Source organism: Pseudomonas sp. PA27(2017), assembly GCF_001945445.1.
Lineage (GTDB): Bacteria > Pseudomonadota > Gammaproteobacteria > Pseudomonadales > Pseudomonadaceae > Aquipseudomonas.
Genome location: NZ_MSXW01000012.1, coordinates 1 through 19,835 on the forward strand (window position 1 = coordinate 1; position 19,835 = coordinate 19,835).

At 63.1% G+C, this 19,835-nt stretch carries 19 protein-coding genes and 1 pseudogene; 9 read left to right on the forward strand and 11 right to left on the reverse strand.

Features of this window, described 5'->3' with window-relative positions; translation table 11 throughout:
* Positions 1–727 precede the first annotated feature (727 nt).
* Positions 728–1,489 carry an SDR family NAD(P)-dependent oxidoreductase gene (locus BVH06_RS05345; protein WP_075932408.1) on the forward strand — a complete coding sequence of 254 codons (762 nt, stop codon included), beginning with the start codon at positions 728–730 and terminating at the stop codon, positions 1,487–1,489.
* A gap of 24 nt (positions 1,490–1,513) precedes the next feature.
* Here BVH06_RS05345 and BVH06_RS26230 read toward each other — a convergent pair whose 3' ends face one another.
* Together BVH06_RS26230 and BVH06_RS26235 are read right to left on the reverse strand one after the other, a co-directional pair.
* On the reverse strand, positions 1,514–2,353 hold the full coding sequence (locus tag BVH06_RS26230) for a methyl-accepting chemotaxis protein (protein ID WP_371915268.1): 840 nt from the start codon (positions 2,351–2,353) through the stop codon (positions 1,514–1,516).
* Positions 2,354–2,626: 273 nt separating this feature from the next.
* Positions 2,627–3,508: pseudogene (locus BVH06_RS26235) on the reverse strand (cache domain-containing protein); the annotation flags it as partial.
* Between the two features lie 184 nt (positions 3,509–3,692).
* On the opposite strand from BVH06_RS26235, the gene BVH06_RS05355 reads away from it, so the two are divergent.
* Positions 3,693–4,211, forward strand: coding sequence for a GNAT family N-acetyltransferase (locus BVH06_RS05355; RefSeq protein ID WP_075932406.1), 519 nt, complete (start codon positions 3,693–3,695; stop codon positions 4,209–4,211).
* Positions 4,208–4,738: a GNAT family N-acetyltransferase gene (locus BVH06_RS05360; RefSeq protein WP_075933458.1), complete on the forward strand. Its 531-nt coding sequence runs from the start codon at positions 4,208–4,210 to the stop codon at positions 4,736–4,738. Before BVH06_RS05355 ends, BVH06_RS05360 begins: the two co-directional genes overlap by 4 nt.
* Here BVH06_RS05360 and BVH06_RS05365 read toward each other — a convergent pair whose 3' ends face one another.
* The 3 genes from BVH06_RS05365 to BVH06_RS05375 form a co-directional block, all read right to left on the reverse strand.
* The gene (locus BVH06_RS05365; RefSeq protein ID WP_075932404.1) at positions 4,739–5,005 is read right to left on the reverse strand and encodes a DksA/TraR family C4-type zinc finger protein; all 267 of its coding nucleotides are present in this window, start codon (positions 5,003–5,005) and stop codon (positions 4,739–4,741) included.
* Between the two features lie 129 nt (positions 5,006–5,134).
* Positions 5,135–5,998: an oxaloacetate decarboxylase gene (locus BVH06_RS05370; protein WP_075932623.1), complete on the reverse strand. Its 864-nt coding sequence runs from the start codon at positions 5,996–5,998 to the stop codon at positions 5,135–5,137.
* A gap of 186 nt (positions 5,999–6,184) precedes the next feature.
* Positions 6,185–6,943 (reverse strand): ABC transporter substrate-binding protein, encoded by a 759-nt coding sequence (locus BVH06_RS05375; protein ID WP_075932403.1) that lies wholly within the window; start codon positions 6,941–6,943, stop codon positions 6,185–6,187.
* 270 nt (positions 6,944–7,213) lie between these two features.
* Here BVH06_RS05375 and BVH06_RS05380 point away from each other — a divergent pair, with 270 nt between their 5' ends.
* From BVH06_RS05380 to BVH06_RS05400, 5 genes are all read left to right on the forward strand, one after another.
* The gene (locus BVH06_RS05380; RefSeq protein ID WP_075933459.1) at positions 7,214–7,942 is read left to right on the forward strand and encodes a VC0807 family protein; all 729 of its coding nucleotides are present in this window, start codon (positions 7,214–7,216) and stop codon (positions 7,940–7,942) included.
* A 12-nt stretch (positions 7,943–7,954) separates the two neighbouring features.
* Entirely contained in the window at positions 7,955–8,395 is a 441-nt protein-coding gene (locus tag BVH06_RS05385) for a YqaA family protein (protein ID WP_075933460.1), read from the forward strand.
* Positions 8,396–8,585: 190 nt separating this feature from the next.
* Positions 8,586–9,557, forward strand: coding sequence for a YbhN family protein (locus BVH06_RS05390; RefSeq protein ID WP_075932400.1), 972 nt, complete (start codon positions 8,586–8,588; stop codon positions 9,555–9,557).
* A gap of 67 nt (positions 9,558–9,624) precedes the next feature.
* Positions 9,625–10,890 (forward strand): Hsp70 family protein, encoded by a 1,266-nt coding sequence (locus BVH06_RS05395; RefSeq protein ID WP_075933461.1) that lies wholly within the window; start codon positions 9,625–9,627, stop codon positions 10,888–10,890.
* A 79-nt stretch (positions 10,891–10,969) separates the two neighbouring features.
* Entirely contained in the window at positions 10,970–11,695 is a 726-nt protein-coding gene (locus BVH06_RS05400; RefSeq protein ID WP_075933568.1) for a bifunctional 2-polyprenyl-6-hydroxyphenol methylase/3-demethylubiquinol 3-O-methyltransferase UbiG, read from the forward strand.
* Between the two features lie 154 nt (positions 11,696–11,849).
* On the opposite strand, the gene BVH06_RS05405 is transcribed toward BVH06_RS05400, so the two are convergent.
* Complete coding sequence (locus BVH06_RS05405) at positions 11,850–14,168, reverse strand: YgiQ family radical SAM protein (RefSeq protein WP_075933462.1); 2,319 nt, start codon at positions 14,166–14,168, stop codon at positions 11,850–11,852.
* Between the two features lie 198 nt (positions 14,169–14,366).
* Between BVH06_RS05405 and BVH06_RS05410 the strand changes: the two genes are divergently transcribed.
* On the forward strand, positions 14,367–16,217 hold the full coding sequence (locus tag BVH06_RS05410) for a diguanylate cyclase domain-containing protein (protein WP_075932397.1): 1,851 nt from the start codon (positions 14,367–14,369) through the stop codon (positions 16,215–16,217).
* 4 nt (positions 16,218–16,221) lie between these two features.
* Here the strand turns inward: BVH06_RS05410 and dnaB are convergent, their stop codons facing one another.
* The 5 genes from dnaB to rpsF form a co-directional block, all read right to left on the reverse strand.
* Positions 16,222–17,616, reverse strand: coding sequence for a replicative DNA helicase (dnaB, locus tag BVH06_RS05415; protein ID WP_075932396.1), 1,395 nt, complete (start codon positions 17,614–17,616; stop codon positions 16,222–16,224).
* A gap of 121 nt (positions 17,617–17,737) precedes the next feature.
* Positions 17,738–18,184: a 50S ribosomal protein L9 gene (rplI, locus tag BVH06_RS05420; RefSeq protein WP_013793171.1), complete on the reverse strand. Its 447-nt coding sequence runs from the start codon at positions 18,182–18,184 to the stop codon at positions 17,738–17,740.
* Between the two features lie 21 nt (positions 18,185–18,205).
* Positions 18,206–19,099 (reverse strand): hypothetical protein, encoded by an 894-nt coding sequence (locus BVH06_RS05425; RefSeq protein WP_075932395.1) that lies wholly within the window; start codon positions 19,097–19,099, stop codon positions 18,206–18,208.
* Between the two features lie 36 nt (positions 19,100–19,135).
* Positions 19,136–19,366: a 30S ribosomal protein S18 gene (gene rpsR / locus BVH06_RS05430; RefSeq protein ID WP_003246847.1), complete on the reverse strand. Its 231-nt coding sequence runs from the start codon at positions 19,364–19,366 to the stop codon at positions 19,136–19,138.
* Between the two features lie 28 nt (positions 19,367–19,394).
* The gene (gene rpsF / locus BVH06_RS05435; RefSeq protein WP_042553836.1) at positions 19,395–19,817 is read right to left on the reverse strand and encodes a 30S ribosomal protein S6; all 423 of its coding nucleotides are present in this window, start codon (positions 19,815–19,817) and stop codon (positions 19,395–19,397) included.
* Positions 19,818–19,835: the final 18 nt, after the last annotated feature.

Here is a 19,835-nt window from a genome sequence, read left to right on the forward strand (position 1 = left end):
CTTAGCGGATGAGTGTGGAGGGGCGCAGCGCAATCTACGTCGCAAGCTCAAGGCTTAAGGGTGGACACGGCTTGCAGCTCCTCCCCCCGATGATCAGTCGGGAACCATAACCTCACTGAAAGGCTGTAGTCGAGATACAAGGGTGGACCGGGTCGCGTAGACGACGCTTCACCTACGCGGCCCGCCCCGTCCACCGCCCCGTGATCGCAACGGTGGATGAAAAGAGCGTCAGCTACGCGCCCCGATCCACCCTACGTAGCGAACGGCCGCTTCTGCCTTGTAGTTGCCGCTTCATGCGCAGATAAGACTTTGAACAGGCTCTGAGAACTTGGCCCGTTTTTGTGGGAGCCGCGACCTCGCGGCGAATTAGTCAGGCACCGCCGATAGGCGGTCAGGCTGCAATCGTTTCGCCCCGAGGTCGGGGCTCCCACAGGTTGGTTTGAGTTGCCGCTTCTGCCTTGTAGCTGCCTCTTCATGCGCATACAAGACTTTGAACAGGCTCCAAGAGCCTGTTCAAAGTGGTAAAAGGCCGCCACTGTACCTACGCGGCAGCTGCCCAAGCCGGTTATTCTTACCGCCCGCCCACCCCACTTTCACCTGCCGGCCAACCCGCAGGCGCCAGGGTGGCGACGATCCGCGTCGACGAGCCCACTCCGGCAGTCGATCAGCACGAATCGCCCAGGCCACTGGCCGGCGGTGTTCACTGACGACAGACAAGAGGCAGAACATGACCCAGGTAGTTTTCATCACCGGCGCCACTTCCGGCTTTGGCCGCGCCACCGCTCGCCGCTTTGCCGAGGCCGGCTGGGCGCTGGTGCTTTCCGGCCGCCGCCAGGAGCGCCTGGAGGAACTCAAGGCCGAGCTACAAGGCAAGGTGCCTGTGCATATCGCCACCCTCGACGTGCGCGATGCCACTGCCGTGCAGGCCCTGGTCGACAGCCTGCCGGCGCCGTTCGACAAGATCCACGCGCTGATCAACAACGCCGGCCTGGCCCTGGCGCCGGAAGCCGCGCAGAAGGTGGCGCTGCAAGACTGGCACACCATGATCGACACCAACATCACCGGCCTGGTCAACGTCACCCACGCGGTGCTGCCCAAGCTGCTGGAAACCGGCAAGGGCGCCAGCATCATCAACATCGGTTCGGTAGCCGGCGAGTGGCCGTACCCGGGCGGCCACGTGTACGGCGCCAGCAAGGCATTCGTAAAACAGTTCAGCTTCAACCTGCGCTGCGACCTGGTGTCCACCGGCGTGCGCGTCACCGACATCGCCCCGGGCATGGCGGAAACCGAGTTCACTCTGGTGCGCACCAAGGGCAACCAGGCGGCCTCCGATGCGCTGTACAGCACCACCACGCCATTGAGCGCGGAAGATATCGCCGAGCAGATCTTCTACGTCGCCACCCTGCCTGCCCATATCAACATCAACCGCCTGGAAATCATGCCCAGCCGTCAGGCCTGGGGCCCGTTCGCGGTCGACCGCGACAAGTAAGCGATTGACGGGCTCGCCTGCCCGTCACTTGGACCCCTGACTCATCCGCGCGAGCCGCTGGGACAGCTCCTCGATGGCCCGGCCCAGCTCGCGCAAGGTTCCGGAATCCCGTGCGCCCTCTTCGCTGGCGCCGTGAATACGCACGGCCAGCTCGCTGATTTCCTGGGTCACGTGGCTTTGTTCCTGGGCCGCGACGGCGATCTGCTGGGCGCGCTGCACGATATCCTCGAAGCCATTGACCGTGCCTTCCAGGGTGACCGCGACGCCATTGGCCTGCTCGACCGCTTCGTGGGTACGTCGCACGCCTGCCTGCATGGTGGCGACGGTCTGGCCCGACGCATCGCGCAGTTGGCCGATCATCACCTGAATCTCGTTGGCGGACGCTTGAGTACGGCCGGCAAGGGTACGCACCTCATCCGCCACCACGGCGAAGCCGCGCCCCTGCTCCCCGGCGCGCGCCGCCTCGATCGCCGCGTTGAGTGCCAGCAGGTTGGTCTGCTGGGAAATCGAAGTAATCACCTCGAGCACGCTGCCGACCCGCTCGATGTCGCTGCCTAGACGGCCAATAGCCGCTTCGGCCTGACCGATCTCCTCCGCCAGCGCCTGAATCGACGCGCTGTTACTGCTCACGTTCACCTGGCCTGCACGCGCCGACAGCAGGGAGCGGTCTGCGGTATCCGAGCAATCTGTGGTATTGCCGGCCACTTCCTGGGCACTGGCCGACATCTCGGTGATGGCGGTAGCCAACAAGGCATTGTCTTCACGCTGGGTTTCGGCCCGCTCGGCGATGGCCTGCGACAGGCTCGCCAGCTCGGCAGCCTGGCGCTCGAGCACGCGCGATTGTTCCGATATATCGAGCAGCATGTTGCGCAGCGAACCGGCATAGCGATTCACCGCCGAGCGCAACGCACCGATTTCGTCACTTCGACCGACGGGCAACTCGCTTCCACCACCCTCACCGAGCTGCTCGATCTGCGCGGTGGTTTCTTCGATCTGCGCCAGCAAACGACGCCCGGCGAGCCACGCCAGGCCAAGCAGTACGGCCAGCAAAGGCAGCAGGAAGAGCAGAAGTTCTCCGGTCAGGCGGTCACTCAGGCCAGCGACCTGGCCCTCGGGCGTGACGAGCCCGAGCTGCCAGCCAGTATCCCCCAAGGGCGCGAAGCTGACGTAGGAGCGGCCCTGTAGGCGCACGTCGAAATCGAGCATGCTGGTCGTTGTGCCGCCGCGCGCGGCCTGCAAGGCAGCCTGCAACGGTGCGATCGCAGAATCGCGCTCCACCAGCCCGGCCAGTGTCGGCAGCCCATCGGTGGCCTTGGCACCCGGGAAGAACAGCAGGTTACCGGCCTGATCGACCACGAAGGCATAGCCGCCGGTGACGTTGCCGCGCTCACTCAGGAAAGTGGCCAGGCCGTCGAGGCGCAGATCCACTGTCGCCACGCCGGCAAACTTTCCAGCCAACTGATAGGGAACGCTGCAGGTGGTCATCGCCACACTGGTCACCGGGTCCAGATAACCGTCGGACCATACGCAGCGACCGGGTGCAGACGAGCGCGCCGAGCTGTACCAAGACTCCTGCTGATAGGGCGGCGCGGAGGCGGCGTTGTAATCGTCACTGTACTCGAGGCCGCCGCTCGCACTGCGCGCCCAGAAGAAGCTGCGCAGCGCCACGCCGCTCTCGAAGGCACCCGGTTCGGGCCACAGGCCGCCACCGGCGATGGCGGCATTACCCTGGCTGTCGATCACCCCCGGCAGCACGCCTCGCACCAACTCGGCATCGCGCGGCAACGCCTCGGCCAAATGCGCCAGGCCAGCCGTGGTGCCCTGAATTTCGCTGAGCTGCAGTGCCAGCTGACGCGCCAGCGCGGCGGCGGCCTGCTCGGCGGATGTCACCCCGACCGCCATCAGCTGTGGCTTGCCACGCAGCGCCATGACCGAGTAAACCGCCAGGGCAGTCAGGCTTAGCAACAGCAGTACACCTACGGTCATCCGCTTGGCCACAGTCACCGGAAACAATGCCATGTCGTTCTCCGCTGTTATCGGATCGGGGCGTTTCACCAACCTGCACGATTATTCATACTAGGCGATCTGCCATTACAGCAAGCGGTTTCGGCGACGAACCGCTCAAGCGCAGGCAATTCACGTTTGCCTACGGCGAGCTTGTCGCACGATACTGACCGCCACGACATACACTCCGAGCCTGCCCATGTCCCTTGCGATACGTAACGCCGTTGCAGACGACCTGCCCGCCCTGCTCGCCATCTACAACGATGCCGTGCTCAATACCACGGCCATCTGGAACGAGCGCCCCGTGGATCTGGCCAACCGCCAGGCCTGGTTCGATGCGCGTGCCGCACAGGGCTATCCGATTCTGGTGGCGGTCGACGAGGCACAACAGGTGCTGGGCTACGCCTCGTTCGGCGACTGGCGGCCCTTCGAGGGTTTCTGCAACACGGTCGAACACTCCGTGTACGTGCGCCACGACACTCGCGGCCAGGGCCTCGGTCCGCTGCTGATGCAGGCGCTGATCGAGCGGGCTGGGGAGGTCGGCAAGCACGTGATGGTCGCCGCCATCGAAAGCGGCAACGCCGCCTCGGTGCGCCTGCATGAGCGTCTGGGTTTCAGCATCACCGGGCAGATGCCTCAGGTCGGCTGCAAGTTCGGCCGCTGGCTGGACCTGACCTTCATGCAGCTGATCCTGACTCCACAGCGCAGCACGCCATGAGTCTGCAGATTCGCCAGCTCGACGAGGCCAGTTTCGACGCCTGTCGCCAGGGTCTGATCGCCCTGTTGCTCGATGCGGTGGCCAGCGGCGCCTCCGTCGGTTTCCTGGCCGATATCGACACCCAGCAGGCGGACGCCTACTTCGACGACGTGCGCCGCGCGCTTTGCAGCGGCGCGTTGGCGATCTGGGTCGCTGAAGAGGATGAAAAAGTGCTGGGTTCGGTGCAGCTTAGCTTGTGCCTGAAACCCAACGGTTTGAATCGCGGCGAAGTGCAGAAACTGCTGGTGCTGGGCAGCGCGCGCCGCCGCGGTATCGCCCGCTTCCTGATGCAGCAGCTCGAAGCCCATGCCGGGCAGTTGCAGCGCGGCCTTCTCTACCTGGATACCGAGGCTGGCAGCGACGCGGAGAATCTCTATCGCGCCCTGGGCTACACCAGCATCGGCGGCCTGCCCGATTACGCCTGCGGGCCGGACGGCCAGTACCGGGCCAACGCCATCTACTACAAGACCCTTACTCGACCCAGCTGACTACCGCAGCTGGCTGTCCTTGCTGCCGCGACGGTTGAAACCTCCGGCCTTGGCCTGTTCCTGATCGGCCTGGGCCTGGCAGTTCACGCACAGTCGCACGCCGGGAACGGCCTGGCGTCGCGCTTCGGGAATCGGCGCCTCGCATTCTTCGCAATGGGTCAGGCTTTCGCCTTTGGGCAGTTGACTGCGCGCGCGCTGCACGGCGTCTTCGATGGTGCTGTCGATCTGTTCCTGCACGGCGCCGTCTTGCGCCCAACCGGTGGCCATGTCGCTCTCCCGAAAAAAGGTGCTGATCGGAAGATAGGAGCGCGCGGGCGGGGTTGGCAAGGGGCAGCCGACGGCGGACGAATCGGCTCGCGTTGCGCGGCCGCTGTCCGGCGTGGCAGGTGAAGCGGGTTACTCCTTGACGTTCATGAACTCGTCGGCCCAGGCCACGTAGTCCTCGGGCTGGGTGTACTTGTGCGCGAGCTCCGAGGCACTCAGGTCACTGGCGACGGCGTTGCGCTGCTCGCGCAGGCAGTCGTAAGTGGCCTTGATGGCCGCGAAGTAGGCCGCATGGCCGTTGACCACGATGCGCACGCCCAGCTTGGCGAGGCGCTCATTGTCGCGCAGCTTGGGATTGCCGTAGGTCACCAGCATCAGCGGTACGCTAAGGTGCTCGGCGATCTTCTCCAGGTGCTCGAAATCCTCGACACCGACCATGCAGATAGCGTCGGCACCAGCCTTCTGATACGCCACGGTCCGCTTGATGACTTCCTCGACGCTGAGCACACCGGCGTTGGTACGGGCGATGATCGCCAAGTCCGAATCGACCCGTGCTTCCAGGGCAGCACGTACCTTGCCGACGCCTTCGGCAACACTGATCAGGTCGGTCGACTTGCGGTTGAATTGGGCAGGCAGCAGGGTGTCTTCGATGGTCAGCGCGGAGATACCGGCGCGCTCCAGTTCGACCACGGTGCGCATCACGTTCAGGGCGTTGCCGTAGCCGTGGTCAGCGTCGGCGATCACCGGCAGGCGAGAAACCCGATGGATGCGGGTGGCCTGCTCGACGAACTCGCTCAGGGTGATCAGCGCGAAATCCGGCGCTGCCAGCACCTGCAGCGAGGCGACCGAGCCGCCGAGGATACCGACCTCGAAGCCGAGGTCGCCGGCGATGCGCGCGGACATCGGGTCGAAAACCGAGGCGGTGTGGTAGCAGGCGCCCGAAGCCAGCAGGGTGCGGAAGGCGCGCCGCAGTTCATGATGGGAAGCACGTTGCATGTTGGTCATAGGCATTGTCCAAACGTCGAATGAATCGGGTGCCCGACGGCCTTGTCCCCTGCCGTCTGAAGCGAATTCTTGTGTCGTGCTGCGACCGATGGGCCAGGTGCCGGCAACTGCGCAGGCTGCCGCGCGGGTGCGTCGGCCTTCGGCTGATGCAGGCGTCGCAGCAAATTTCCCGCCAACTCAGCGCAGGGCGGTAGGTGGCTCTACATCGGGCAGCCACTGGCGGAAAATCGCCGAAAAGCTGCCATCTCGGCGCATTTCCGCCAGCGCTTCCTGCCAAGCCGCCACGATGGCCGGGTCGGTATCGCGGGAAAACGCGATGTAATACGACGACTCCATGAACACCATCTGCGGCTGCACGTCCGCCGGTTCGAGACCGGCCGGGGCGAGCATGTCACGCAGCAGGATGTCCTCGAGCAAAATCAGGTTACCGCGGCCATGGGCGAACAGCGTGACCATGGTCTGCGGCGTCGGCACGCCGTACAGGTTCTGCAGCCCCCTGGCCTGCAGCGCCTCGTAGCTGTACCACTGTTTGGGTACCGCCAGCGGGCCGCTGGCCGCCACATCGTCGAGGCTGTCGACCTGCATCCCACTCGACTTAAGCGAGTAGAAGCGCACCTTGCCGTGCAGGATCGGCCCAACCCAATGGAAGCGCGACTCACGCTCGGGCGTGCGCACCATGGCGAACAGCGCCACGTTCGGGCCACGCTGGGCCAGGGTGTAGGCGCGGGTCCAGGGCATCATCTCGATCTGCGCAGTGGCACCGGTTCGCTTGATCAGCTCACGCACCACATCGACACCGAAGCCGCGTAGCTCGCCATCTTCCATGAACGCCGTGGGCGGGCCCGGCTCGGTGAGGATGCGCAGCTCGGCGTTTGCGCGTGCGCACAACAGCAGCAACGCGAGAAACAGAACACCATGGCAACGCAGCGGGCCCATCTGGCCATCCCCATGAACGCTTCAACAAAATCGGCTGCCGGGCAGTAAAACAGCACCGGCGGGTCGCCGCCGCTCACCTTGCAACTAAAGTGGGCAATTTTACCCCAGTGACCGGCCAATTTCAGCAAGCAGCGATGCCATCGCGGCACTGATCGGTCAGTTGCCTCGCCCGACCAGCGAAGAACTTTGTGGTGGTTGCACCGACAATCGGGCTGGCGCCAGCGCCCCAGTCAGGCGATCATCGGCGCTCGCCCATTTACGCGCATCGACATGACCGACACCACGCAAACACCTGCAGCACCGCACAAACCCCGCCCGTTCATCGACCTGCTGATCAGCATCGTGATCCCGTCGCTGATCCTCATGAAGCTCAGCGGCGAAGCCCGCCTGGGCCCGGATGGCGCGCTGGTGCTGGCCCTGGCATTCCCGCTGGGCTGGGGTGCGTTCGAGCTGGTCAAATACCGCAAATTCAACTTCGTCGCCCTGCTCGGCCTGGTCAGCGTGATCCTCACCGGTGGCATCGGCTTGCTGCACCTGGACAACCAGTGGCTCGCCATCAAGGAGGCAGCGATTCCCGGGCTGATCGGCATTGCCGTGCTGGTATCGACGCGAACCCGCTACCCGCTGATCCGCACGCTGCTGTTCAACAAGACGGTACTCAACGTCGACAAGATCCACGACCGTCTGGAGCAGGGCGGCCATACCGGGCGCTTCGAAGCACGCCTGCTGCGCGCCACCTACTGGCTCAGCGGCACTTTCTTCTTTTCCTCGGCGATGAACTATGTACTGGCCAAATGGATCGTCACCAGCCCGGCCGGCAGCGAGGCCTTCAACGACGAACTGGGCCGCATGACCCTGCTCAGCTACCCGATGATCGCCATTCCGTCGATGATCATGCTGATGGCCATCTTCTACTACCTGTGGCGCACCATCCATGACCTCACCGGCCTCAAGCTGGAGGAGATCATGGCCAACGCCGAAGCAGACAAGAAGCCCTGACAGCCCATAGCATTGCCGGATTTATACGCCTATCTCGGGCTGTTCGCCGCCGCCTTCGGTGCGGCGACACTACTGCCCCTGCAGTCCGAGGCACTTCTCGTGGCGCTGTTGCTCGGCGGCGCGCAGCCAGCCTGGATGCTGGTACTGGTCGCCAGCCTGGGCAACGTGCTGGGCTCGCTGGTCAACTGGTGGCTGGGCCGCTACCTGGAACGTTATCGCAACAGGCGCTGGTTTCCGGTCAGTGATCGGCGCCTGCAACAGGCACAGCAATGGTACGGCCGCTACGGGCGCTGGTCGCTCCTGCTAAGCTGGCTGCCGGTGATCGGCGATCCACTGACCCTGGTCGCCGGTATCATGCGTGAACCACTGTGGCGCTTCACGCTTATCGTCACTCTGGCGAAAACCCTGCGTTATACCCTGTTGACCGCGGCCACGCTGGGTTTGGTGCTGTAACAAGAAACACTCGGTAACGGGCTGCAAAACGGTGCCAGTTGAGCAACCGGCCCGCCTCCGGGATACTGCGCACCCTGTACGACCACAACCTACCAGGTCTTACCTCAGGGAAAGGGTCTGAACGATGGATGCGACAGCTCATCGAATGCACAATCGACTGCTCGCAAAGACGTGAAACAGGGGATCGCCGTTGCAAGGTACAAAACCCACGATAAAACGCAGTGACCTGATCTGGACGCTGATCGGGTTGTGCGCCGTGGTCGGGTCCTGCTTCCTGCTCTACCGCGAAGTGCGCAACATTTCCCTCGACGAAATCGCCGGCAGCCTCAGGGCCATTCCGCACCTGAACTGGATTCTCGCAGCCGCCGCCACCCTGGGTGCCTACTCGGCGCTCGCCTGGTACGACCGCATCGCCATCGCCCACCTGGGCAAGAAGATCTCCTGGCGCTTCATCACCCTGTGCTCCTTCACCACCTACGCCCTGGCCCACAATATCGGCGCGTCGGTGTTCTCCGGCGCCGTGGTGCGTTATCGCGCCTACCGCACCAAGGGCCTGACGCCCCATGAAATCGGCATCCTGATCGTTTTCTGTTCCTTCACCTTCGCCCTCGGCACCCTGCTGGCCAGCGGCTGCGTGCTGGTGCTGCAGCCGGATCTGATCCACCGCGTGCTGGACGTCACCCCGCTGGTCTCGATAGCCGTCGGCGGGTTCCTGTTGCTGCTGGTAGGCCTCTACGTGCTGGGCTCGTGGCTGCAGTTCAAGCCCTGGACGTTCGGCAAGCTGCATGTCGAGTACCCGCGCCTGCGCATCGTTGGCCGCCAGTTGCTGGCAGGCCCGCTGGAGCTGGCTTGCGCCGCGGCGATCATCTATTTCGCCCTGCCCGAAGCTTACAATCCCGGCTACATGGTGGTGCTCGGCGTATTCCTGGCGTCCTTCTCCCTGGCCCTGCTGTCCCACGCACCGGGTGGCCTGGGTGTACTGGAGGTCAGTTTCCTGGCAGCCCTGCCGGAAATCCCTGCCTCGGACGTGCTGGCGGCGCTGATCGTGTTCCGCGGCTTCTACCTGCTGCTGCCCTTCGCCCTGTCGCTGATCGTCGTACTGGGCTTCGAATGGGGCCAATGGCGCGAGCGCCGCGAAGTGCAAAATCCGCCACTGCCCTGACGAAGCGGCAGCGCTGCACGATCATTTCGCCTAGAATGCGCGGCCGTTTTTTCAGGAGCCGCGCGACATGCCACTATCCACCCCTGCCCGCGCCTGCGGTATCGACTTCGGCACCTCCAACTCCACCGTCGGCTGGCTGCGCCCGGGCGGCGAGACGCTGATCCCGCTGGAAGACGGCAAGATCACCCTGCCCTCCGTGGTGTTCTTCAACCTCGAAGAGCGCCGCCCCGTCTACGGCCGCCTGGCCCTGCACGAGTACCTGGAAGGCTACGAAGGCCGCCTGATGCGTTCGCTCAAGAGCTTGCTCGGTTCCAAGCTGCTGAAGAGCGAAACAGCGGTGATGGGCAGCGCCCTGCCGTTCAAGGACCTGCTCGGTTTCTTTATCGGCGAGCTGAAAAAGCGCGCCGAAGCGGTCGCCGAACGCCCCTTTGAAGCCGTGGTACTGGGCCGCCCGGTGTTCTTCGTGGATGACGACCCGCTGGCCGATCAGGAAGCCGAAAACACTCTGACCGCCGTGGCGCAGAAGCTCGGCTTCAAGGACGTGTCCTTCCAGTACGAGCCGATTGCCGCGGCCTTCGACTACGAATCCACCATCGAGCGCGAAGAGCTGGTGCTGATCGTCGACATCGGCGGTGGTACCTCGGACTTCTCCCTGGTGCGCCTGGCACCGGAGCGCCGCCAGCTCGTTGAGCGTCAGGGCGACATCCTGGCTACCGGCGGCGTGCATATCGGCGGTACCGACTTCGACAAGCAGCTCAGCCTGCAAGGCGTGATGCCGTTGTTCGGCTATGGCAGCCGGATGAAGAGCGACGCGCTGATGCCCACCAGTTTCCACCTCAACCTGGCGACCTGGCACACCATCAACGTCGTCTACTCGGCTGCCTCGCAGCGGGCGCTGCAGAACATGCGCTATGACATCGTCGACCCGACCGGCATCGACCGCCTGTTCAAGCTGATCGAGCAACGCGCCGGCCACTGGCTGGCGATGCAGATCGAAGAAAGCAAGATCGCCCTGACCGAGCAACAGCAACACCTCATCGACCTGCAGCGTATCGAGGCGGGCCTGAGCGCCGAGCTGACCCGCGGGCTGTTCGAGGACAGCATCTCGGCACTGCTCGAACGCATCCGCGGTAGCGTGACCACGCTTCTCAGCGATGCAGGCGTGGGCCTGGAGCAGGTCGACACGGTGTTCTTCACCGGCGGCTCCAGCGGCGTGCCGGCCCTGCGCCAGAGCGTCGCTGCGCTGCTGCCCAACGCCAGGCATGTGGAAGGCAACACCTTCGGCAGCATCGGCAGCGGCCTGGCTATCGAGGCCAAGAAACGTTACGGCTGACACAGGTCGGCAACGTGCCGGTACCGACGAGGATGGAATGCTTTATATTTCCATACCTCATTTCCAGGGAATGGTCATCATGCACACGCTAGAACGCATTTACCCGCTGAAGATGGATGAGCGCTTGGCTGCCGACCAGGCAACCCTCGACCTGCACCTGCAGCGTTACGGGTTCGCCAGCCGCTCCCTGCGGGGTCAGCGGGTGCTGGATATGGCCTGTGGTTGCGGCTACGGCAGCGCCATGCTGGCCGAGCAGCATCCGGACAAGCAGGTGGTCGGCATCGATATCGACCCCGAAGCGATCGCTTACGCCCAGGCCAACTATCAGCGCGAGAACCTGCGTTACCAGTGCGCCAATGCAGAAACCTTCGCCGACGACGCGGGCTTCGACAGCATCGTCAGCCTGGAAACCATCGAGCACCTGCCCAGCCCGCAACGCTTGATCGGCAATTACGTACGGCTACTGGCCAAAGGTGGGGTAATCATCGCCTCCGTACCGACCACACCGACCCTGGACGGCAATCCCCATCACCTGCATGACTTCAGCCCGCGCAGCTTCTTCGCCCTGTTTCGCCGCCATGGCCTGCGGCCAGGGGCACGCTTCGAGCAGATCCAGCGCTGGGAGTTTTCCGGGCTGTTCAAAAAACCGCAGAAAGCGGCTCGCGAGCATCGCTCCGAAGGAGTCGGCAACGCCGTACTGGCTTACTACCGTCGGCACCCGCTGTACCTGTTCAAGCGCCTTTTCTCGATCCTGCGCTACGGCCTCAGCAACCGCTACCTGACTTGCCGGTTCAGTGCCGACTAGTCAGGGCTGAACAAGAAGGTAAGTGACGAAAGCTGTCCCTAACCCACTTGTGGGAGCGGGCGGGGACGCCCAGTCCATGCCGCGAAAAAGTCACGGGCATGGCCCGTTCCCACAGGCAAAAGCAACAATGCCTGCTTTTGCCTTGAACCGCCCTTTAACGCGGTACCGCAGGCTTCTTCGCCGGTTTCTTGCTCTTGCCTTTGCCAGCCCCTGCACGCTCGCGGGCAGCCTGCTGGTTACGTGCTTCAGCGGCGGCCTTGGCCTGCTCGCGCTTGTCCCAGGGTTTGCTGCCATCACTACCACGCGGCGGCAGGCCGGTGTGCTGGGTGAGAATGCGTCCACCCGCCGGTTTGCCGCCGCCATTGCCAGCGACCTTCTTGCTACCGGCCGGCGTGGAGTTCTTGCGCCGGGCACTCTGGTACTCATCGGCCTTCGGCTGATAGGTCGGGATCAGCTGATGCTTGCCATCACCGATCAGATCCGCACGGCCCATGCGCTGCAGCGCCTCGCGCAACATCGGCCAGCCTTTTGGATCGTGGTAGCGCAGGAACGCCTTGTGCAAACGCCGCTGCTCTTCGCTCTTGACGATGGTCACCGCGTCGCTCTTGTAGGTGACCTTGCGCAGCGGGTTCTTGCCTGAGTGGTACATAGCCGTGGCCGTGGCCATCGGCGACGGGTAGAACGCCTGCACCTGGTCAGCACGGAAGCCGTGCTCCTTGAGCCACAAGGCCAGGTTCATCATGTCTTCATCGGTAGTGCCGGGGTGGGCTGCGATGAAATAAGGAATCAGGTACTGCTCCTTGCCCGCTTCCTTGGAGTACTTCTCGAACATGCGCTTGAACTTGTCATAGCTGCCAATGCCCGGCTTCATCATCTGGTTGAGCGGACCTTCCTCGGTGTGTTCCGGGGCGATCTTCAGATAACCACCGACGTGGTGGGTGACCAGCTCCTTGACGTACTCCGGCGACTCGACGGCCAGGTCGTAACGCAAGCCCGACGCGATGAGGATCTTCTTCACGCCCGGCAACGCACGGGCACTGCGGTACAGCTGGATGAGCGATGAGTGATCGGTGTTCAGGTTCGGGCAGATGCCAGGGAACACGCAAGACGGCTTGCGGCACGCGGATTCGATTTCCGGACTCTTGCAGGCGATGCGATACATGTTCGCGGTCGGGCCGCCCAGGTCGGAAATGACGCCTGTGAATCCAGGCACCTTGTCGCGAATTTCCTCGATCTCACGAATGATCGACTCTTCGGAACGGTTCTGGATGATGCGACCTTCGTGCTCGGTGATCGAGCAGAAGGTACAGCCGCCGAAGCAGCCGCGCATGATGTTCACCGAGAAGCGGATCATGTCGTAGGCCGGGATCTTTTCCTTGCCATACGCCGGATGCGGAATGCGCGCATAGGGCATGCCGAACACGTAGTCCATTTCCTCGGTGGTCATCGGAATGGGGGGCGGGTTGAACCACACGTCGATTTCGCCATGCTTCTGCACCAGCGCACGGGCGTTGCCCGGGTTGGTTTCCAGGTGCAGCACGCGGTTGGCGTGAGCGTAGAGCACCGGATCGTTGCGCACCTTTTCCATGGACGGCAGACGAATCACCGTCTTGTCGCGGGTCATCTTCGGGCTGGCGAGAATCTGCACGACCTTGGCTTCGTTCGGGTCCTCGACCTCCCCCTTCTCCTGCTCGATGGCGCAGGCCTGGGTGTCCTGGGTATTCACGTACGGGTTGATGATCTTGTCGATCTTGCCCGGGCGGTCAATGCGCGTAGAGTCGACTTCGTACCAGTCCTTCGGCGTATCACGGCGAATGAACGCGGTGCCGCGCACATCGGTGATGTCTTCGATCTTCTGGCCGTAGGACAGGCGCTGGGCAACCTCGACGATGGCTCGCTCGGCATTGCCGTAGAGGAGAATATCGGCAGCTGCGTCGATCAGAATCGAGTTGCGCACGCGATCCTGCCAGTAGTCGTAATGGGCGATGCGGCGCAACGATGCCTCGATGCCACCGAGCACGATCGGCACGTGCTTGTACGCTTCCTTGCAGCGCTGGCTGTACACCAGGCTGGCGCGATCCGGACGCTTGCCCGCCAGGCCGCCCGGTGTATAGGCGTCGTCGGAGCGGATCTTCTTGTCCGCGGTGTAGCGGTTGATCATCGAGTCCATGTTGCCGGCCGCCACGCCGAAGAACAGGTTCGGCTCGCCGAGCTTCATGAAGTCGTCTTTGGACTGCCAGTTCGGCTGGGCGATGATGCCCACGCGAAAGCCCTGGGCTTCCAGCAGACGGCCGATGATCGCCATGCCGAACGAAGGATGGTCGACGTAGGCATCACCGGTAACGATGATGATGTCGCACGAATCCCAGCCGAGCTGATCCATCTCCTCCCTGCTCATCGGCAGGAAAGGCGCCGGGCCGAAACACTCGGCCCAGTATTTGGGATAGTCGAACAGCGGCTTGGCGGCTTGCATGGCGGTAACCGTTTTTGATCAGGAATTTCACGGGGCGCGGAATATAGCACAAATTTTAACCAAACCCGACTGCCACGCTAGGTTGTACCGGGCATCCGATAGCAGGTATCGCGCTTCGCTTTGGTCATTCAAAAGCACAGCGTTCGGTGTACGCTTAGGCTTACACAACAAGACCCGCTCGCCTCCAGGAGCCCCCGCTTGCAGCGCCTAGCCACATTCCTGTCGCAGATCCTGATCCTGGCGACCCTGAGCCTTTCGGCGCAGGCCGAGGTCATCAGCCTGACGGCCAGCAGCAGCGGCCAGAGTCTCAACGGCCAGGTGGAATTGCTCGAAGATCCCGGCGCGGCGCTGAGCATCGACGACATGGCCGACCCGGCCGTGCAGCAGCGCTTCACGCCCGCCAACGGCAAGGCCAGCGTTGGCCAGAACCCCAACCCCTGGTGGGTCAAGGTGACTCTGCGCGCAGAGACCATGGCGCCCAGCCAGTGGTGGCTGGAAGTCGCCTCGGTCACCCTGCTCGACCTGCAGTTGTACTTTCCAGACGGCCAGGGAGGCTGGCAAAAGCGCCAGTCCGGGGAGAAGGTGAGTTTCGCCGAGGGTCGCGACCATCCCCACCGCCGCATGCTGTTGCGCCTGCCAGAACTGGGCGAGCAGCCACTCACCTTTTACCTGCGCAGCTATGACCCGGCCGGCAACTCCTTTCCGCTCAAGGTCTGGCAACTGGACGACTTGAAAACGCAGGCCGCCGGGGAAAATCTCTGGCTCGGCGTGATCTACGGCGTGATCACTGCGCTGCTGCTCTACAACCTGTTCATCTTCCTGGCACTGCGTGACAGCGCCTACTTCTGGTACGTGGTGACCACCGCCGGCGCGCTGTTGATGATTCTCGGCATGACCGGCCATGGCTTCCAGTACCTGTGGCCCGGCTCGGCGGTGCCCTTCTGGCTCGATCGCATCAGCGTGCCGGCACTGTGGGGCTTCGGTGCCTGCCGCTTCACTCAGAAACTGCTGCAGACCCGCCGTTTCCTGCCCTGGGCTCATCATTTGCTGACCATCAGCTGTGCCCTGTACCTGACCGCCGTCGCGGCCGACGCCTTTGGTCTGCGCGCGGTTGGCGCCTGGATTTTCGTGCTGCTGGCGATCACCACCATCCCCACCGCCATCTGGGCTTCGCTGAAGCGCTGGCGCCAGGGCTACTTTCCGGCCTGCCTGTACTTCTGCGGGTACGGCATGATCCTGGCGAGCGTCAATCTGCTGTTGCTGCGCGCTACCGGCATCATTCAGCCAGCGGCCTGGAACAGTTATGTGTTTCCGGTCGCGGTGGCGCTGGAGTCGATCTTGTTCTCGTTCGCCCTCGCCTACCGCATCCAGTTGCTGAAGAACCAGCGGGCTGAAGCGCTGCAGCGCGCCGACGAGGAAAAAGGCGCGCGCCTGGCCCAGGTACAGGCCAGCGCCGATGATCTGCAACTGGCCGTGGACCGGCGTACCGCCGAACTGAAAAGCGCCAACCTGCAACTCTCCCAGCAGAAGCAAGAATTGCGGCATGCCGCCTTTCACGATGCCCTGACCGACCTACCCAACCGCCGCCATCTGGTGGAGCAGTGCGAGAGCGCCTTGCGCGGTGCGCGGCAGAGCGATGAAAACCTGGCACTGCTGCTGATCGACCTGGATCACTTCAAACCGATCAACGACCAGCACGGCCACGATGCCGGCGACATGCTGTTGCAGCACATCGGCCGAAGGCTGCGCGAGCATGTGCGCGGCAGCGATACGGTGGCGCGCCTGGGCGGGGATGAGTTCGCGGTATTGATCGGCGGCGCCGATGCCCAGCACTACGCCAGGGATGTCGCCGAACGCCTGCTCGCCGAACTGGCTCGGCCAGTGGACTATGCCGGCCACGCCCTGACCGTCAGCATCAGCATCGGCGCGGCGTTCTATCCCCAGCATGCCGAGCAGTTCGCCGGCCTCTACAAGGCAGCCGACCAGGCGCTCTATCAGGCCAAGGCAGCCGGCCGCTCGGGTTACGCGGTGTTCCAGCCGGCCGGCTGAGCCGTCACTCGTCGTCGAACTGGTAGCTGCCGGGCGCCAGGTTCTCGAAACGCGAGTACTTGCCGAGGAAGGCCAGGCGCGCGGTCCCCAGGGGGCCGTTACGCTGCTTGCCGATGATGATTTCGGCGACGCCCTTGTACTCGGTCTCCGGGTGGTAGACCTCGTCCCGGTATACGAAAAGGATGATGTCGGCGTCCTGCTCGATCGCCCCGGATTCACGCAAGTCGGAGTTGATCGGGCGCTTGTTGGGCCGCTGCTCCAGACCCCGATTGAGCTGCGAGAGGGCAATGACCGGGCAGTTGAATTCCTTGGCCAGCGCCTTGAGCGAGCGCGAGATCTCGGAAATCTCGTTGACCCGGCTATCACCGCTGGAGCCGGGAATCTGCATCAGCTGCAGGTAGTCGACCATGATCAGGCCGATCTCGCCGTGCTCGCGGGCCAGACGCCGGGTGCGTGCGCGCATTTCGCTGGGCGAGATACCGGCGGTGTCATCGATGAACAGTTTGCGGTCATTGAGCAGGTTGACCGCCGAGGTCAGCCGCGGCCAGTCGTCATCGTCCAGGCGGCCGGCACGCACTTTGGTCTGGTCGATGCGACCGAGGGACGCCAGCATACGAATCACGATGGATTCGGAAGGCATCTCCAGGGAATATACCAGGATCGACTTGTCGCTGCGCATCAGCGCGTTTTCCACCAGGTTCATGGCGAAGGTGGTCTTACCCATCGACGGACGACCGGCGACGATGATCATGTCGGCCGGCTGCAGGCCGCTGGTCAGGTTGTCCAGGTCGGTGAAGCCAGTGGACAGGCCGGTGATCGCGTCACCGTTGTTGAACAGCTCGTCGATGCGGTCGATGGCCTTGACCAGGATGTCGTTGATGCCCACCGGGCCACCGGTCTTCGGTCGCGCTTCGGCGATCTGGAAGATCAGCCGCTCGGCCTCGTCGAGAATTTCCTCGCCGGTACGGCCTTCGGGTGCGTAGGCACTGTCGGCAATCTCGTTGCTGATGCCGATCAGTTTGCGCAGAGTGGCGCGCTCGCGAATGATCCCCGCGTAGGCCTTGATGTTGGCCACCGACGGCGTGTTCTTGGCCAGCTCGCCCAGATACGCCAGGCCGCCGACCTGCGACAACTGCCCTTCCTTGTCGAGCTGCTCGGACAGGGTAACCACGTCGAACGGCTGGTTGCGCTCGGCGAGCTTGAAGATGGCGCGAAAGACCAGGCGATGGTCATGGCGATAGAAGTCGCCATCGGACACCTGATCCAGCACGCGCTCCCAGGCGTTGTTGTCGAGCATCAAACCACCGAGCACCGCCTGCTCGGCCTCGATCGAGTGCGGAGGCACCTTCAGGGCTGCGGTTTGCAGGTCGTACTGTTCGGGGATGCTGATGTCGTTCATGGGCGCCTGGAAAGAATGCTTGCGGTGAAAAACAAAGGGCACGGTACCGCTTTCGCAATACCGTGCCCGATGTTAGCGGGAAGGCACCTGAGTGCAAACCCGCTAAGCAGTTCGCTGAGAATTAAGCAGCGACTACGACAACCTTGACGGTTGCTTCGACGTCGCTGTGCAGGTGCACGGCTACGTCGTACTCGCCAACCTGGCGAATGGTGCCGTTCGGCAGACGCACTTCGGCCTTGGCCACTTCAACGCCGGAGGCGGTCAGGGCGTCAGCGATGTCGTGGGTGCCGATGGAACCGAACAGCTTGCCTTCATCGCCAGCGGTAGCGGTGATGGTGACTTCCAGCTCAGCCAGCTGAGCAGCGCGAGCTTCGGCGGACGCCTTCTTCTCGGCAGCAGCTTTTTCCAGCTCGGCGCGACGTGCTTCGAAAGCAGCGACGTTGGCTTCGGTGGCAGCGGTAGCTTTGCCTTGCGGCAGCAGGAAGTTACGGCCGTAACCGGCTTTAACGTTCACTTTATCGCCCAGGTTGCCCAGGTTGGCGATTTTTTCCAGCAGGATGACTTCCATTTGGGTGTTACCTCTTAACTTTTAACCTTCACCGTTGGCGGGACCCGAACCGGGCTTGTCCGCCAGACGACCACGAAAATCAAACAGACTGTCGACGATGGCTAACACCACCAGCAAGGGAAAGGTCAGCTGCATGAACAGCAGCAGCGTGATGTACATACCGACCAGCCAGAACTTCGACAGTCGGCCCTTGGCAACCAGCCCGTGCAACAGGGCGACGCCTGCGAACGCCAGCGGAACACTGCACAACGGTGTCAGCATGGCCATCTCGACACCCAGACTGGGCCCGAGCAGCATGCCGACCAGCAGCAACATCGCCAGCATCGGCGGAAATCTCAGCTCACGAAACTCGGAGCCGAAACCTCCAGGGTTGTACAACGCCGCTTGCCAGAACCGCCCAAGCATCAGGCTCAGCAAGCTGACCACCTGCAGCAACGCTGCCAGCAATCCGGTCAGGATCGGTGCAATGAGACTCTGCAGAAGCGCCTGATCGTCCACCGACATCTGCTGGTGAACCCCATCGAACATCTGCGGCAGCAGCTTGCTCAGCTCCTGCGCCATGGCTTCGATGGGCTCGCGGAACGTCGCCCCCAAAACCAGTCCATACACCAGGCCCAGCGCGATGCTGAACAACAGCACCCGCCTCCAGGACGGATTGGCGCGCAGCACGCACGCCAGCCCCAGCGCGCCCAGCAGCACCAGCAAGGTGCGCGGTTCGCCGAAGTACCACCAGCCAATGGCCGGCAGCAACGCCCAGGCGAGGATGCCGATGGCATCACTCAGGCCGCGCCGCAGAAGCACCAGGCTTCCCGCGGCGGCACTCAACCAGAACAGCAGCGGCAAAGCTGCAGAACCGACCACCACGAGGGTGGCCTGCATACGGCCGCGCATGATGAATTCTGCCAAGGCGCGCATGCGATATATCCCTTACTACTTGTCGAACGTCAGATCTTAACGGCCGTGGCTGTCGGTGTAGGGCAGCAGGGCCAGGAAGCGGGCGCGCTTGATAGCGGTAGCCAGCTGACGCTGATAACGAGCCTTGGTACCGGTAATACGGCTAGGAACGATTTTGCCGGTTTCCGAGATGTAGGCTTTCAGAGTGTTGAGATCTTTGAAATCGATCTCTTTCACGTCTTCAGCGGTGAAACGGCAGAATTTACGACGACGGAAGAAACGTGCCATGGGATTGGCTCCTCAATAGATCCGGTGATTACTCGTCAGCGTTGTCGCTGTCGTTGTTGTCGCTGTCATCGCCGTCGTTGGACTCGGCGTTTTCAGGACGTTCACGACGCTCACGGCGCTCACTGCGGTTTTCTTCGGCCTTGAGCATCTCGGATTGGCCGGTAACGGCCTCTTCGCGACGGATGACCAGGTTACGGATCACGGCATCGTTGTAGCGGAAGTTGTCTTCCAGCTCGGCCAGGGCCTTGCCGCTGCACTCAACGTTCAGCATCACGTAGTGAGCCTTGTGAACGTTGTTGATGGCGTAGGCCAGTTGACGACGGCCCCAATCTTCCAGACGGTGAATTTTGCCGCCGTCTTCTTCGATCAGCTTGGTGTAACGCTCGACCATGCCGCCGACTTGCTCGCTCTGGTCCGGGTGAACCAGAAAGATGATTTCGTAATGACGCATGAATGCTCCTTACGGGTT